Here is a 15,387-nt window from a genome sequence, read left to right on the forward strand (position 1 = left end):
GAAACGGCCAACCCGCGCTCTGCGGGTTGGCCGTTCTGTTTTGGGCGATGCCCGCTGGCGTGAGTTGCCGGCGTTAGTTACCAGCGTCAGTGCGGCGGCTGGGCCGCCCGCCGCCGTGCACGCTTCGACACGCCGTTGACGAGCGCCCAGCGCATCACGGGCGCGAGCGTGCGCATGCCGGGCTGCACGAGTACGTGGCGCACGCGCGCGAAGCGGTCGAAGCCGAGCAGTTGCTGTGCGAACGGCGGCAAGAGGTCGATACCGGCCTGTCGAATCAGCGCGCCCGCCAGACGCATGGACGGTCGCGGGGCGGGCGCGTTCATGAGCACGCGCACGACTTCGCGCGTGCGGTCGCTGGCCACGAGTTCGGGTTCCATTGCGTGCAGGTACGCTTCTATCCCGGCGCGCGATGCGGGTACGTCGGTCGCGCCGAGGAGTTGCGCGATGCGCGACGTCTCCGCGTAATACCGGTCCTGCTCCGCGACTGGCAGCGCAGGGTTCACGTAGCGCAGATGCGCCGCCAGAAAGCTCGACACTTCGGCCACATGCACCCATGTCAGCAGCACAGGGTCGCTCGCGCTGTATGGGCGACCGTCCGGCGCCGTGCCTTTCACGTTTTCGTGGATCCGCTTCACGCGTTCGATCAGCGCGAGCGCGTCGGCGCGGTTGCCGTAGGTCGTGCCGGAGATGAAGGTCGCGGTGCGGCGTAGCCGGCCGAGAATGTCGTCGCGGAACGTCGAGTGATCCCAGACGCCCGCGAGCGCGAGCGGATGGAGCGCCTGCAGCAGCAGCGCGCTGATGCCGCCCGTCATCATCGACGCGAAATCGGCGTGCACCTTCCAGCACACGGCGTCGGGGCCGAAGAGGCCAGGATCGCCCGGCGGCGACGAGTAATCGAGTTTCGGCCCGCCGCCCGAGGTGAGGTGCGTCACGCTGTCGGCGAGCGCCATGCGCACGCGTTGCGCGAGCAGGCCGGTCAGGCTGGTCGGCTTGGGGGCGTCGTGGCGGCGGCCGGCGTGTTGTTCGGACATCGCGAATTCACTTGAACCCGGTCGCGCATCAGGATGCGCCCGGATCCCAGAGGCCGCCCGAGGCTGCTGCATCCGGGGCGATGAGCCCGAAGTGGCGGTAGGTGAGCTGCGTCGCGACGCGGCCGCGCGGCGTGCGCTGCAGATAGCCCTGCTGGATCAGGTACGGCTCCAGCACGTCTTCGATCGTGTCGCGTTCTTCGCCGATCGCCGCAGCCAGGTTGTCGACGCCGACCGGCCCGCCGTCGAACTTGTGCAGGATCGCTTCGAGCAGCTTGCGGTCCATGAGGTCGAAGCCGACCGGATCGACGTCGAGCATCTTGAGCGCGGCATCGGCGACGCTTGCGGTGATGGAGCCGTCGGCCTTCACCTCGGCGAAGTCGCGCACGCGCCGCAGCAGCCGGTTCGCGATACGCGGCGTGCCGCGCGAGCGCCGTGCGATTTCGAGTGCGCCGTCGGGATGGATGTGCGCGCCGAGCAGCGATGCGGAACGCTGCACGATGCGGGAGAGTTCGCTGGCGTTGTAGAACTCCAGCCTCGACACGATGCCGAAGCGGTCGCGCAGCGGGTTCGTGAGCATGCCCGCGCGCGTGGTCGCGCCGACCAGCGTGAACGGCTGAAGGTCGAGCTTCACGCTGCGCGCGGCCGGTCCTTCGCCGATCATGATGTCGATCTGATAGTCCTCGAGCGCCGGGTAGAGGATTTCCTCGACGACCGGCGAGAGCCGGTGAATTTCGTCGATGAAGAGCACATCGTTCGGTTCGAGGTTCGTGAGCAAGGCGGCGAGATCGCCCGCGCGTTCGAGCACCGGGCCCGAGGTCTGCCGCAGATTGACCCCCATTTCACGCGCGATGATGTGCGCGAGCGTGGTCTTGCCGAGCCCCGGCGGCCCGAACAGCAGCACGTGGTCGAGCGGTTCGGCGCGGCGCTTCGCGGCTTCGATGAAGATCTCGAGCTGGCCGCGCACCTTTTCCTGGCCGACGTATTCGTCGAGGTGACGTGGCCGCAGCGCGCGCTCGAACGCCTCCTCGTTGGGCGAGGCCGGCGTGGCGGCGATTACGCGTTCGGCGCTGGCGCCGGCATTGGCACCGGCATTGGCACGATTGGCGGCGAGTTTGTCGGTTTCGATCATGCAGCGATTGTACAGCGCAAGGCGTGCGCGGGCGGGCCGTGCCTGGCGCTCCGCGGCACGCTACGGGCGCTGCCGTTATGCCTTCGACAGCACCTTCAGCGCGAGCTTGATCCCCTCGGACACGCCGGTGCCCGCCGGAACGTTCTTGATCGCAGCGAGCGCTTCCTTTTCCGAATAGCCGAGCGCGAGCAGCGCGTTGAGGATGTCGCTGGCGTGATCGGACGGCGAAGCCGCCGAGGCCATCGCACCGAGATCCGCGCCGAGCTTGCCCTTGAGTTCGAGCAGCAGACGTTCGGCGGTCTTCTTGCCGATGCCGGGCACGCGCGTAAGGCGCGCCGCGTCCTGCAGCGTCACTGCCTGCGCAAGCTCGTGGACGCTCATGCCCGAGAGCACCGCAAGCGCCATGCGTGCGCCGATGCCCGTGATCTTGAGCAGTTCGCGAAACGTCGAGCGCTCCTGCGGCGTGCCGAAGCCGTAGAGCAGATGGGCGTCTTCGCGCACGATCATCTGCGTGAGCAGCACGATCCTTTCGCCGGTGCCGGGCAGGTTGTAGAACGTGCTCATGGGCACGTCGATTTCGTAGCCGACACCGTTGCAGTCGACGAGCAGGTGCGGCGGATTCTTTTCCAGCAGGACGCCGGCAATGCGACCGATCATGGCGGATTCAGTGATGGGAGAAAGCGTGAGTGTAGCGGAGCGCGCAGCGCAGTTAGCCGCGCAGTTAGCCGATCAACCGCCCGCGCCGCACGCGCATGCCCTTCTTCGCGAGCGCAGGCGCGAGTGTGCCGAGCGCCGCGAGCGCATCGCCGCCATGCGCGTGGCAGATGGCCATGCCGAGTGCGTCGGCGGCATCGGTGCCCGGCGTGCCCGAGAGGTCGAGCAGGCGCACGACCATCTGCTGCATCTGCTCCTTGGTCGCGCGACCGTAGCCCACGACCGCCTTCTTGAGTTGCAGCGCGGTGTATTCGGCGACCGGCACGCCGCCCGTCACGAGCCCGCAGATTGCTGCGCCGCGCGCCTGGCCGAGCAGCAGCGTCGACTGCGGATTGACGTTGACGAACACCTTTTCGATCGCGGCATGGTCGGGTGCGTGCTGGCGGATCAGCGTGGAAACCCCTTCGTAGATCGTGCCGAGGCGCGTGGGCAGATCGGCGTCGCCCGTGCGGATTACGCCGCTCGCGACGTACGTGAGCCGATGGCCGTGACGCTCGATCACGCCGAAGCCGGTGACGCGCAAGCCGGGGTCGATGCCGATGATTCTCATGAAGACCGGGGAAAAACGAATGTGCCTGCGATGGTACAACGAACGGCGGCGCCGCTGCGAGCGGATCTGGCGCACAAAAAAGCCCGCAGGACGTGCAGTTCAGTGCAGTCCGGCAGGCTTTTGACGGTGCGGCGCGCGTTGCCCAAAGCGCCGCACCTGAACGCCCTGGTGAAGCTTAGTGACGGAAGTGGCGGACGCCCGTCACCACCATGGCGATGTTGTGCTCGTCGGCGGCGGCGATCACTTCGTCGTCGCGCATCGAGCCGCCCGGCTGGATCACGCAGGTCGCGCCCGCGGCCACGACGACGTCGAGGCCGTCGCGGAACGGGAAGAACGCGTCGGACGCCACGGCCGTTCCCGTGAGCGCGAGGCCCGCGTTCTGCGCCTTGATGCTCGCGATGCGCGCCGAGTCCACGCGGCTCATCTGGCCCGCGCCCACGCCCATCGTCATGCCGTTCGCGCAGAACACGATCGCATTCGACTTCACGAACTTCGCGACGCGCCAGGCGAACAGCAGGTCGTCCATTTCCTTCGGCGTCGGGTGGCGCTTCGTCACGACGCGCAGTTCGTGCGGCTGCACGTTCTTCGCGTCGAGCGACTGAACGAGCAGGCCGCCGCCCACGCGCTTCAGATCGAATGCGTTGTGGCCTTCACCGAGCGCGATTTCCAGCAGACGCACGTTCTGCTTCGCGGCAAACACGGCCTTCGCGGCGCTCGTGAACGACGGCGCGATCAGCACTTCGACGAACTGCTTGCTGACGGCCTGCGCTGCCGCTTCATCGACTTCGCGGTTGAACGCGATGATGCCGCCGAACGCCGAGGTCGGATCGGTCTGGAACGCCTTCGCGTACGCTTCGTGAGCATCGGCGCCCACGGCCACGCCGCACGGATTCGCATGCTTGACGATCACGCAGGCGGGCGTGCTGAACGTCTTCACGCATTCCCATGCCGCGTCCGAATCGGCGATGTTGTTGTACGACAGCTCCTTGCCCTGCAGCTGCGTGTAGTTCGAGAGCGCACCGGCGGGGGCGGCGAGGTCGCGGTAGAACGCGGCGCTCTGGTGCGGATTTTCGCCGTAGCGCAGGTCCTGCACCTTGTCGAACGCGAGGTTCAGCACAGCCGGATACGTATTGCGCGAGCGGTGCTCGAGCGCTTCGGTCAGGCTCGTGAGGTAGTTCGTGATCGCGCCGTCGTACTGCGCTGTGTGCGCGAACACCTTGGTCGCGAGGCGGAAGTTCGTTGCGTAGCTCACGGTGTTGCCGCTTGCGCGCATTTCATCGAGCACGCCCGCGTAGTCGGCGGGATCGACCACGACGGTCACGTCGCGGTGATTCTTCGCCGCCGAGCGCAGCATCGTCGGGCCGCCGATGTCGATATTCTCGATCGCGTCTTCCAGCGTGCACTCTTCCTTCGCAACGGTCTGGACGAACGGATAGAGGTTCACCACGAGCAGATCGATGGTGGGGATGTCGTGCTTCGCAAGCGCGGCCATGTGCTCGGGCAGGTCGCGGCGCGCGAGGATGCCGCCGTGAACCTTCGGGTGCAGCGTTTTCACGCGGCCGTCGAGCATTTCCGGGAAGCCGGTGTAGTCGGCGACCTCGGTGACGGGGAGGCCTGCTTCGGCCAGCAGTTTCGCAGTGCCGCCAGTCGACAGGATCTTGACGCCGAGCGAGGAAAGCGACTTCGCGAAGTCGACGATGCCCGACTTGTCGGAAACGGAGATGAGCGCTTGCTTGATCATGATGGGGGAGGGAGCCGGAAGGATCGAGGGTGCCGCGCGAGGCGCTACAGCAGGCCGTGCTGCTGAAGCTTCTTGCGCAGCGTGTTTCGGTTAATGCCGAGATACTCGGCGGCCAGCGACTGATTGCCGCCGGTTTGCTCGAGCACCACCTCGAGCATCGGTTTTTCGACGATCGAAATCACCATTTCATACACGTCGTGCGGGTTGGAGCCGTCGAGATCCTGGAAATACATGTCGAGGCTCTCGCGGACGCATTGTTCGATGTTGTGCTTGCTCATGCTGCCAGTCGATCGGTTGATTCGCCCTCGCCAACCGGGGCTTCGCTGCCTTCGCCGTCTTCGTTGCCTTCTTCGACTTCGTAGACGAGACGGTCCGAGCGCGCCTTTTGTTCTTCGAAGAACCGGTTGACGGCGAGGAGTTGTTCGCGCGTGGTGTCCAGCGTATTCATACGGTGCCGGAACGCGTTGGCGCCGCAAAGGCCGCGAGTGTACCAGCCGATATGCTTGCGTGCAGTGCGAACGCCCGCATACTCGCCGTAAAACGCGTAGTGATCCTCCAGATGCTCGTTCATGATCGACTGGATTTCTTCGACGAACGGCGGCGGCAGCAGCTCGCCGGTCGCGAAGAAATGGCCGATCTCGCGAAAGAGCCACGGGCGGCCCTGCGCGGCGCGCCCGATCATGATGGCGTCGGCGCCGGTTGCCGCGAGCACGTCGCGCGCGCGCTGCGGCGTCGCGATGTCGCCGTTGGCGACGACCGGGATGCGCGCAGCGGCTTTCACCGCGGCAATCGTTTCGTACTCCGCTTCACCGTGATAGAGGTCGGCGCGCGTGCGCCCGTGCACGGTCAGCATCGAGATGCCGCAATCCTCAGCGATGCGCGCGATGGCCAGCGCGTTGCGGTTTTGCCGGTCCCAGCCCGTGCGGATCTTGAGCGTGACGGGCACGGCGTCGGGGCCGGTGCCCACCGCATCCACCACGGCTTTCACGATGCGCGCGACGAGCGGCTCGTTTTGCAGGAGCGCCGAGCCCGCCGCCACGTTGCACACCTTCTTGGCCGGGCAGCCCATGTTGATGTCGATGATCTGCGCGCCGTTCGCGACGTTGTAGCGTGCGGCTTCGGCCATCATGGCCGGATCGGCCCCGGCGATCTGCACGGCGATCGGCTCGACCTCGCCCGTGTGGTTCGCGCGCCGCAGGGTCTTTTCGCTCTTCCAGAGCTGCGCGTTCGACGCGACCATCTCCGACACGGCGTAGCCCGCGCCGAGACGCTTGCACAGCTGACGAAACGGCCTGTCCGTGACGCCCGCCATCGGGGCGACGAACAGGTTGTTGCGCAGAGTGTGACGGCCGATCGTGAGCATGAAGCGCGGGCGAAGCCGCCGCCGCGCAATGGTTCCGATGAATCCGGTGTTTCCGGTGGTTCGGACCCTGGCGCGGCTACGGCCGGGAAAAAATGGGGGAAACGCGTATTTTAGCTTAAGCGACCAGCGCGGTCGCGCCAGGCCGTTCGGGGCGTTGACTCCGCGCCGTCCGTGTGCCTGGCGGGCGTTGTCGTGCGCGCGGCTTGCGTACCGGTATTGCAGCGCCGCGCATCGTGCGTTTGCAATGGCGTTTGGGAAAAGCAATTCGACCCCATGACGGCTTTGTCCGCGTACGCCGCATACGCCGCAAGCAAGCCGCGCGGCTCAGATCCGCTGGCCGAACATCATCTGCCGGGCGAGCGCCGCCTTGACGGGCGGCACGAATTCGAGCGCGGTGAGCGCAAGGCCGCGCAGCGCCGCCAATGGCCCGAAATCGACGGTGAAAATTCGCGCGAGCGTATCCGTCGCGCCGATCGTCATGCGGCGGTCGACGGCGCGCTGGCGCGAGAAGGTGGCGAGCGCGAGCGGCGTCGGCCCGTATTGCGCGAGGGCTTCAGTCAGCGCGTGCGCGTCGCGCAGACCCAGATTCAGCCCCTGGCCCGCGACCGGATGCAGCGTCTGCGCCGCGTTGCCCACCGCCGCGATGCGGCCCTGGCCCGTGACGAGCGTATCGAGCGCGTTCAGGCCGAGCGGAAAGCCCGCGCGCCCGTGGATTCGTGTGAAGCGGCCCATGCGCGTGCCGAACACAGCACCGAGTTCCGCGAGGAAATCCGCGTCCGACAATTGTGCGCGCCGCGCCGATTCGTCGGGCGAGCAGCACCACACGAGCGCGTAGTCCGCGTTGCGCACGCCGCCCATCGGCAGAAGGGCGATCGGGCCTTCGTTCGTGAAACGCTCCCACGCCACGTGCGGCTGCGGTGCCGAGACGGTCACGACGCCCACCAGCGCCGTCTGGCCGTAGTCGCGCTGGCGCTTCGTTTCGCCCTTGGCTTGCGCCGCAGCTTCCTTCGCGGCGGTCGCGCCCGCCTCCGGATCGCCGTGCACGGCGCGCTCCGAGGGCGGCCGGAACAGACCGCCTTCGGCATTCACGAGGACGCGCGTGCGCACGCGGCGCGCGACGCCCGCGCACAGGATCGGCAGCGTCACGCCATCGTGATCGATAGCCGGTTCGAGCGCCTTCGTCAGATGCAGCCAGTGGACCGGCGTTGCGCGCACCGCCTGCGCGAGCGACTGCACGATCGCGCCGTAGCGCGCGACGTAGCCGAGCGCGGGCAGACGGTAGTCGTGGCGGTCGATGAGCGTGCGTCCGAAGTGGCCGCGCTGCGAGACGTGGATGCGTTCGATGGTGCTGGCGTCGTGCGGCCACGCGAGCGATTCGAGCAGCGTGCGGCTGCCCTGCGAAATGGCGATGGCGCGCGGGTCGCCGATGCTGTCCTCGGGCTCGCGCGCGTCGATCAGCGCGACCTTCAGCGCGGATGTCGCGCTGCGCCGCGTGAGCCAGCCCGCGAGCGCCATGCCGACCGGCCCGGCGCCGACGATCGTGACGTCGTAGTCGAACGGGGCGGCGGCGTTGGCGTTGGCGGCGGCGTTGGCGGTGGCGTTGGCGGCGGCGTTGGCGGTGGCGTTGGCGGTGGCGTTGGCGGTGGCGTTGGCGGTAGCGGGGGACGTGGCGTCGGGCGTGGCTGAGACTCGGTTCATGGCGGTTCGACTGGTTCGATCGGTTCTTGTTGCTGGGCGATGCGGTTTTATCCGTGCTTGCGCGCGTCCTGCATCAGCGCTTCGATTTCGCCGGCCTCGACCGGCACGTCGCGCGTGATGAGTTCGCAGCCTGTTTCGGTGACGATCGCGTCGTCCTCGATGCGGATGCCGATGTCCCAGTAGCGCTCGGGCACGTCCTCGGCCGCGCGCACATAAAGGCCGGGTTCGATCGTGAGCGTCATGCCTGGCCGCAGCGTGCGCCACGGCGGCGCGATATCGGTTTGCGCCGCGCTTGCCTGGGCGTTTTGTTCGGCGCTGTTTTTGCTGCTGCTTTCCCCGCTTCTTTCACGGTAATCACCCGCATCATGCACGTCCATGCCGATCCAGTGCCCGGTGCGATGCATGTAGAAGCGCGCGTAGGCGCGCTCGGCGATCACGTCGTCGACGCTCGCAAAGCGCTGCCGATCGAGGATGCCCGTGTCGAGCAGCCCTTGCGCGATTACACGCACGGCCGCGTCATGCGGCGCCTCGAAGTTCACACCGGCGCGCGTCGCATCGATGGCGGCCTGCTGCGCCGCGAGCACGATGTCGTAAAGCTCGCGCTGCGCAGCCGTGTAGTGCCCGCTCGCCGGGAACGTGCGCGTGATGTCCGAGGCGTAGCCGTTCAGTTCGCACGCAGCGTCGATCAGGATCAGGTCGCCCGCGCGCATGACCGCGTTGCCGGCCGGGTAGTGCAGCACGCACGCGTTCGCGCCCGCCGCGACGATCGAACCGTAGGCCGGACCCGTCGCGCCGTGCTTGCGGAACGTGTAGAGCAGCTCGGCTTCGAGTTCGTATTCGCGCATGCCCGGACGGCACACGGCCATCGCGCGGCGGTGCGCGAGCGCCGAAATTTTCGCTGCGCGCCGCATCGTGTCGAGTTCGTGGGCATCCTTGAACACGCGCATGTCGTCGAGCAGCGGCACCAGATCGTGGGCCGCGCGCGGCGCGGTCACGCCGCTGCGCCCTTGCGCGCGCACGGCGTCGATCCAGCGCTTGACCTGCGCATCGATGCGCTCCGAAGCGGCGAGCGCATAGTGCAGCGCCGACCGGTTCGCGATGAGCCGCGGCATGCGCGTGTCGAGTTCGTCGAATGCGAATGCGGCGTCCAGGCCGAATGCCTCGCGCGCGCCATCCGGGCCGAAGCGATAGCCTTCCCACGTCTCGCGCTCGACGTTCTTCGCGCGGCAGAACAGGATCGACGCGGGCTGGTTCTCGCCCGCGTCGGCGTCGAGCACGAGCAGCGCCTCGGGCTCCGTGAAGCCGGTCAGGTAGTAGAAGTAGCTGTCGTGCCGATAGGGGTAGTCGGCGTCGCGGTTGCGCATGGCTTCCGGCGCCGTCTGCACGAACGCGAGGCCGCCGCCGCGCGCGCGCATCGCGGCGAGCACGCGCTCGCGGCGCGCGCGGTAGAGCGCGGCGCCGCCATCGGGGCCGCGGGGTGCGTGCACATTGGCATGCACATCGGCGGGCGCGTTGGTGTGCGCGTCGGCGTGCGCGTCGGCGGGCGGGACGGGGAGCGGAGCGGCGGGCGTGGGGGTCGGGTCCATCGTGCGATTGTAGCGTTCCATCCGGTGAAGGCGCAGCGCACGCGAGCGCGCCGCAAGCCGCGCACGCCGGGGCGTGCGGCGCGGCCCGCAGGCGCCGCGCCGATGTTGCATCCGGCCCACATCGGCTGTCGGATAATGGCAGCCGGGCGCGGCATGCCGCGTCCGCAAGTCGTCATTCCAACGTATCCAACGTATACTTCCGCCGGATTCCCGAAAAGGCAGGTGCGATGAAACTTATCGGTTCGCTCGGCAGCCCGTTCGTGCGCAAGGCGCGGATCATGCTCGCCGAAAAGAAAATCGACTACAAGCTGGTGCTCGAAGACGTGTGGTCCGCCGACTCGGCGATCCACCAGTTCAACCCGCTCGGCAAGGTACCGTGTCTCGTGATGGAGGACGGCGAGGCGGTATTCGATTCGCGCGTGATCTGCGAATACGCCGACACGCTCTCGCCGGTCGGCAAGCTGATTCCGCCATCGGGGCGCGAGCGCCTCGAAGTGCGTTGCTGGGAGGCGCTTGCCGACGGCATTCTCGACGCCGCCGTGGCGATCCGCCTCGAAACGCTTGCGCGCAAGCCGGAAGAGCGCAGCGAGACGTGGGTCGCGCGCCAGCAGCGCAAGATTCACGAAGGCCTGAATGCGATGAGCAAAGGACTCGCGGGCAACGCCTGGTGCGCGGGCAATCGCTACACGCTCGCCGATATCGCCATGGGCTGCACGCTCGGCTATCTCGACTTCCGCACGCCCGAACCCGACTGGCGCGACCCGCATCCGAACCTTGCGCGCCACTTCGAGAAGCTCTCGCAGCGCCCTTCGTTCGTCGACACTTTCCCGCGCGATTAATATCTGACCGCGACTTGACTGCAACCTGACCGCGCGAATGTTGCGGTGTCGCCGCCGTTTGCGCAGTTTGCCCATCTCGCTCCGCCTTGCCGCATTCCAGCGACAAGGCGGAGATCTCAAACCCGCGCGACGATTGTTTCCACCTCGGGCGCAAACGAGTCGCTGCGCGCGGCCGGCCACCACTTTTCGTACAAGCGATAGCGATAGCGGCCTTCGAGCAGATCGCCGGGCGACAGGTATTTGAGCAGATCCGACATCAGCCTCACCTCGTACGACGATACGCGCCGCACGATGTGATGCGCGCACAGATCGTCGGGGCTCGTTAGACCCGCGGCCTGGATAAGCTCCTTGAGCGCGAGCAGCGTGTTGTGGTGGAAATTGAACACGCGCTCGCCTTTATCGGGCACGTTCAGCGCGCGCTGGCGCACCGGGTCCTGGGTCGCGACGCCGGTCGGGCAGCGGTCCGAGTGGCACTTCTGCGCCTGGATGCAGCCCACCGCGAACATGAAGCCGCGCGCGGAGTTCACCCAGTCGGCGCCAGTTGCGAGTGTCTTCGCGATATCGAACGCCGTGATGATCTTGCCGCTCGCGCCGATCCTGATCTTCTCGCGCAGCCCGATGCCGACCAGCGTGTTGTGCACGAGCAGAAGCCCTTCCTGGAGCGGCGTGCCGACGTGATCGGTGAATTCGAGCGGTGCCGCGCCCGTGCCGCCCTCTGCGCCGTCGACGACGATGAAGTCGGGCAGGATGCCCGTTTCGAGCATGGCTTTCGCGATGCCGAAGAATTCCCACGGATGCCCGATGCACAGCTTGAAGCCGGTCGGCTTGCCGCCCGAGAGTGTGCGCAGGCGCTCGACGAATTCGAGCAGGCCGCGCGGCGTCGAGAATTCCGAATGGCGCGCGGGCGAGACGCAGTCCTGGCCCACGGGAATACCGCGCGTCTCGGCGATTTCGGGCGTGACCTTGGCCGCGAGCAGCACGCCGCCGTGACCGGGTTTCGCGCCCTGCGAGAGCTTCACCTCGATCATCTTCACCTGCGGCTCGCTCGCCTGGCGCTGGAATTTTTCGGCGTTGAACGTGCCGTCGCCGTTGCGGCAGCCGAAGTAGCCCGACCCGATTTCCCAGATGATGTCGCCGCCATGCTCGCGGTGATACTTCGACATCGAGCCTTCGCCCGTATCGTGGGCAAAGCCGCCTTTTTTCGCGCCCATGTTGAGCGCGCGGATCGCGTTCGCCGAGAGCGCGCCGAAGCTCATCGCCGAAACATTGAAGATCGACATCGAATACGGCTGTGCACGATCCGCGCCGACGAGCACGCGAAAGTCGCAGCCGTCGAGTTTCGTCGGTGCGAGCGAATGGCCGATCCACTCGTGGCCCGCGGCTTTGACGTCGCGTTCGGTGCCGTACGGGCGGCTGTCGACGGCGTTTTTCGCGCGCTGATAGACGAGGCTGCGCTGCGCGAGCGAGAACGGCTTTTCGTCGGTATCGTCTTCGACGAAATACTGGCGGATCTCGGGCCGCACGAACTCGAAGAAGAAACGCAGATGACCCCAGACCGGATAGTTGCGCAGGATGGCGTGGCGTTCCTGATTGATGTCGTAGAAACCGAGCACGACAACGAGCGCGGGCACGATCGCGTAGAGCCACGACAGGTGATGCAGCGTCGCCAGGGCGACACACGCTGCCGTGAGCAGCGCGGCGGCCCACATCGCGAGATAACGTCGGGAAAACATGGGAGGCTCCTCGAACTTGACCAGATGCGCGCGCCCGCACGAGGCGTGCGCGAAGGCGACGATGATGCCGGAAGTTCGTGAAACCGGCCGGGAAGCCGGCAAGGCAGGAGAGGTGAAGAGGGGAGAACGCGCGGCTCGCTGCACGCCGCGCTAGTGTTTAAGCTTCGCTTGCTGCGCCGCTGGTCAGCGCGGGTTTTTTCTGTGTAGTGGTCTTCGCACGCTTTGCACGCTTCGCGCGAACAGGCGCGGGCGGCGGTACATCGGGAACGTGCGGCGCGAGCGTTTCGACCGATTCGATGATCCCGCCGCCGAGGCACACGTCGCCGTCGTAGAGCACCGCCGACTGGCCGGGCGTGACGGCCCATTGCGCGTCGGGGAAATGCAGCGCGAAGCGGGCATCGGCGGATGCATCGCCCGATGCGGCCGCGACGCCGAACGTGCAGCGCGCGTCGGCCTGGCGATAGCGCGTTTTCGCGCCGCACGCGTGGCCGTCGGCTGGCGCTTCGCCCGCCACCCAGCTCACGTTGCCCGCGCGCAGATCGTGCGCGAGCAACCACGGATGATCGTGACCCTGCACGACGTAGAGCGTGTTCGACGCCATATCCTTGCCCGCGACGAACCACGGCTCGCCACTGCCGTCCTTGCTGCCGCCGAGGCCAATGCCCTTGCGCTGCCCGAACGTGTAGAACGCCAGGCCGATATGCTCGCCGACGACCTTGCCGTCGGGCGTCATCATCGGGCCGGGCTGCGTCGGCAGATAGCGGTTCAGGAAGTCGCGGAACGGCCGCTCGCCGATGAAGCAGATGCCGGTCGAGTCCTTTTTCTTCGCGTTCGGCAGGCCGATCTGCGCCGCGATCTCGCGCACTTTCGTCTTCGGGATTTCGCCGAGCGGGAACATCGTCTTCGAAAGCTGCGCCTGGTTCAGGCGATGCAGGAAGTACGACTGATCTTTCGTGTGATCGAAGGCCTTCAGCAATTCGAAGCGGCCATTGTTCTCGCGCACGCGTGCGTAGTGGCCTGTGGCGATCGTTTCCGCGCCGAGCGACATTGCGTGATCGAGGAACGCCTTGAACTTGATTTCGGCGTTGCAGAGCACGTCGGGGTTCGGCGTGCGGCCCGCGGAATATTCGCGCAGGAACTCCGCGAACACGCGGTCCTTGTATTCGGCGGCGAAGTTTACTGCTTCGACGTCGATGCCGATCAGGTCCGCCACCGACACCACGTCGATCCAGTCCTGGCGCGTCGAGCAGTACTCGCCGTCGTCGTCGTCTTCCCAGTTCTTCATGAAGAGACCGACGACGTCGAACCCCTGCTCCTTGAGCAGCCACGCCGTCACCGACGAATCGACGCCGCCCGACATGCCTACCACGATCTTACGTTTGCTCATCTCTTAAGTTGCCTTCAACCTTGAGGACCGGCACTGGAATCCGCGTTTGGAACGGCTTTTTGCACCACTTTTGGGCCCGCTTTGGGACCAACCGCATGCACATGCACGAAATCGAGCGGCACGCGTACGCCCGCGAGGTAATCGTCGATGCACTTCATGACGAGCGGCGTGCGGTGACGCTCGCTTGCCGCGCGCAGTTCGTCGGCGCTCATCCACAGCGTGCGGACGATATCGGGATCGAGCGCGCGATTCTGTGGTGTATCCGCAACCGTGCCGCAGTACGTAAAACGCAGATACGTCGCGCCGCTTTCGCCGGGCTGGCCGAAGTGGGTCATGTAGATGCCGACGAGCGCCGATGGCGTGAACGCGTACGCGGTTTCCTCGAGTGTTTCGCGCACCACGGCCTCGACGAGCGTTTCGCCCGCCTCCAGATGCCCGGCGGGCTGGTTCAGCCGCAGCCCCGCTGGCGTGTGCTCTTCGACGACGAGAAAACGCTCGTCGCGCTCGATAATCGCCGCGACGGTAACGTGCGGAGCCCAGGTGTCCTCATTCATGGTCCGCCATTTTACCGGGACACGCCGGGTGCTGCTGGCGTGCGGCGTGATCCGGTGTGATCGGGTGTGATGTGCGGGCAGGGGCCGTAATCGCCTGCCGGACGGACGGTTAATCGATGCACCTGTCTGAAGAAAACATGCAGACATGTAAGTGAAGAAAGCATGCAGACATATAAGCGTGCAAGCATGCAACACAGGCTTATTACGGGGATGATCCGTCCCCGGCTTTCGGTTAAAGTGGTGCGTCCTTATGCCGTCGCATTAGAAAAAAATACTTGCCGGCGAACTTCGTCGGCCCCCCGAGTCTTTATAGCGTTGGAAGGTCGAGGAGGATTCAACGATGCGTATCGGAGTACCCGCTGAAACGCGGGCAAATGAAAGCCGCGTGGCCGCGACACCGGAGACAGTCAAGAAATACGTCGCCCAGGGCCATAGCGTGACAATCCAGAGCGGCGCGGGCCTGCCCGCCAGCTTTCCCGACGAAGCCTATGTCGCGGCCGGCGCGCGGATTGCCGACGCGGCTGCTGCCTTTGGCGCGGAGCTCGTGCTGAAGGTCCAGTCGCCGACGGTCAGCGAGTTGCCGTTCATGACGCGCGGCGCCGTGCTGGTCGGCATGCTCGATCCCTTTAACGCAGAGAACGCCGCGAAGCTCGCCGAGGCGGGCGTGACCGCGTTCGCACTCGAAGCCGCGCCGCGCGTCACGCGCGCGCAGAGCCTCGATGTGCTGTCGTCGCAGGCCAACATCGCGGGCTACAAGGCCGTGCTCGTTGCGTCGAACCTCTATCCGCGCTTCGTGCCGATGCTCATGACCGCCGCCGGAACCGTCAAGGCCGCGCGCGTGCTGATTCTCGGCGCGGGTGTGGCGGGCCTGCAGGCGATTGCCACGGCGCGGCGTCTGGGCGCCGTGATCGAGGCTTCCGACGTGCGTCCCGCCGTGAAGGAGCAGATCGAATCGCTCGGCGCGAAGTTTCTCGACGTGCCGTTCGAAACCGACGAGGAACGCGATGCGGCGCAGGGCGTGGGCGGCTACGCGCGGCCGATGCCGCCGTCGTGGCTCGCGCG

Annotated in this window: 14 protein-coding genes; 2 read left to right on the forward strand and 12 right to left on the reverse strand. The window is 66.6% G+C overall.

Annotated features, from left to right (window positions below):
- Positions 1-86 precede the first annotated feature (86 nt).
- The 9 genes from ACFPTO_RS12775 to ACFPTO_RS12815 all read right to left on the reverse strand — a co-directional run bounded on the left by ACFPTO_RS12775 (position 87) and on the right by ACFPTO_RS12815 (position 9,833).
- Entirely contained in the window at positions 87-1,031 is a 945-nt protein-coding gene (locus ACFPTO_RS12775) for an oxygenase MpaB family protein (protein WP_377711692.1), read from the reverse strand.
- Between the two features lie 28 nt (positions 1,032-1,059).
- Positions 1,060-2,160, reverse strand: coding sequence for a Holliday junction branch migration DNA helicase RuvB (ruvB, locus tag ACFPTO_RS12780; RefSeq protein ID WP_377711693.1), 1,101 nt, complete (start codon positions 2,158-2,160; stop codon positions 1,060-1,062).
- A gap of 75 nt (positions 2,161-2,235) precedes the next feature.
- On the reverse strand, positions 2,236-2,817 hold the full coding sequence (gene ruvA, locus ACFPTO_RS12785) for a Holliday junction branch migration protein RuvA (protein WP_377711694.1): 582 nt from the start codon (positions 2,815-2,817) through the stop codon (positions 2,236-2,238).
- Positions 2,818-2,881: 64 nt separating this feature from the next.
- Positions 2,882-3,424: a crossover junction endodeoxyribonuclease RuvC gene (gene ruvC, locus ACFPTO_RS12790; protein WP_377711695.1), complete on the reverse strand. Its 543-nt coding sequence runs from the start codon at positions 3,422-3,424 to the stop codon at positions 2,882-2,884.
- A gap of 175 nt (positions 3,425-3,599) precedes the next feature.
- Positions 3,600-5,165, reverse strand: a complete 1,566-nt coding sequence (gene purH / locus ACFPTO_RS12795; RefSeq protein ID WP_377711696.1) for a bifunctional phosphoribosylaminoimidazolecarboxamide formyltransferase/IMP cyclohydrolase — start codon at positions 5,163-5,165, stop codon at positions 3,600-3,602.
- A 44-nt stretch (positions 5,166-5,209) separates the two neighbouring features.
- Positions 5,210-5,443, reverse strand: a complete 234-nt coding sequence (locus ACFPTO_RS12800; RefSeq protein ID WP_293039737.1) for a Fis family transcriptional regulator — start codon at positions 5,441-5,443, stop codon at positions 5,210-5,212.
- Positions 5,440-6,528, reverse strand: a complete 1,089-nt coding sequence (dusB, locus tag ACFPTO_RS12805; protein ID WP_377711697.1) for a tRNA dihydrouridine synthase DusB — start codon at positions 6,526-6,528, stop codon at positions 5,440-5,442. Before dusB ends, ACFPTO_RS12800 begins: the two co-directional genes overlap by 4 nt.
- 324 nt (positions 6,529-6,852) lie before the next feature.
- Entirely contained in the window at positions 6,853-8,226 is a 1,374-nt protein-coding gene (locus tag ACFPTO_RS12810) for a UbiH/UbiF/VisC/COQ6 family ubiquinone biosynthesis hydroxylase (RefSeq protein ID WP_377711698.1), read from the reverse strand.
- Between the two features lie 47 nt (positions 8,227-8,273).
- The gene (locus ACFPTO_RS12815) at positions 8,274-9,833 is read right to left on the reverse strand and encodes an aminopeptidase P N-terminal domain-containing protein (protein ID WP_377711699.1); all 1,560 of its coding nucleotides are present in this window, start codon (positions 9,831-9,833) and stop codon (positions 8,274-8,276) included.
- Between the two features lie 206 nt (positions 9,834-10,039).
- Here ACFPTO_RS12815 and ACFPTO_RS12820 point away from each other — a divergent pair, with 206 nt between their 5' ends.
- Positions 10,040-10,651, forward strand: coding sequence for a glutathione S-transferase (locus ACFPTO_RS12820; RefSeq protein WP_377711700.1), 612 nt, complete (start codon positions 10,040-10,042; stop codon positions 10,649-10,651).
- A gap of 116 nt (positions 10,652-10,767) precedes the next feature.
- Here the strand turns inward: ACFPTO_RS12820 and ACFPTO_RS12825 are convergent, their stop codons facing one another.
- The 3 genes from ACFPTO_RS12825 to ACFPTO_RS12835 form a co-directional block, all read right to left on the reverse strand.
- Positions 10,768-12,384 (reverse strand): FMN-binding glutamate synthase family protein, encoded by a 1,617-nt coding sequence (locus ACFPTO_RS12825; RefSeq protein ID WP_377711701.1) that lies wholly within the window; start codon positions 12,382-12,384, stop codon positions 10,768-10,770.
- Positions 12,385-12,541: 157 nt separating this feature from the next.
- Entirely contained in the window at positions 12,542-13,771 is a 1,230-nt protein-coding gene (mnmA, locus tag ACFPTO_RS12830) for a tRNA 2-thiouridine(34) synthase MnmA (protein WP_377711702.1), read from the reverse strand.
- Between the two features lie 14 nt (positions 13,772-13,785).
- A complete protein-coding gene (locus ACFPTO_RS12835) occupies positions 13,786-14,325 on the reverse strand; it encodes an NUDIX hydrolase (RefSeq protein ID WP_377711703.1) in 540 nt (179 codons plus the stop codon).
- Positions 14,326-14,665: 340 nt separating this feature from the next.
- Here ACFPTO_RS12835 and ACFPTO_RS12840 point away from each other — a divergent pair.
- On the forward strand, positions 14,666-15,387 hold a 722-nt coding region (locus ACFPTO_RS12840; RefSeq protein WP_465262955.1), incomplete at its 3' end, for a Rossmann-fold NAD(P)-binding domain-containing protein.

The sequence above is a fragment of the Paraburkholderia denitrificans genome (assembly GCF_042655705.1).
Taxonomy (GTDB): domain Bacteria; phylum Pseudomonadota; class Gammaproteobacteria; order Burkholderiales; family Burkholderiaceae; genus Paraburkholderia; species Paraburkholderia denitrificans.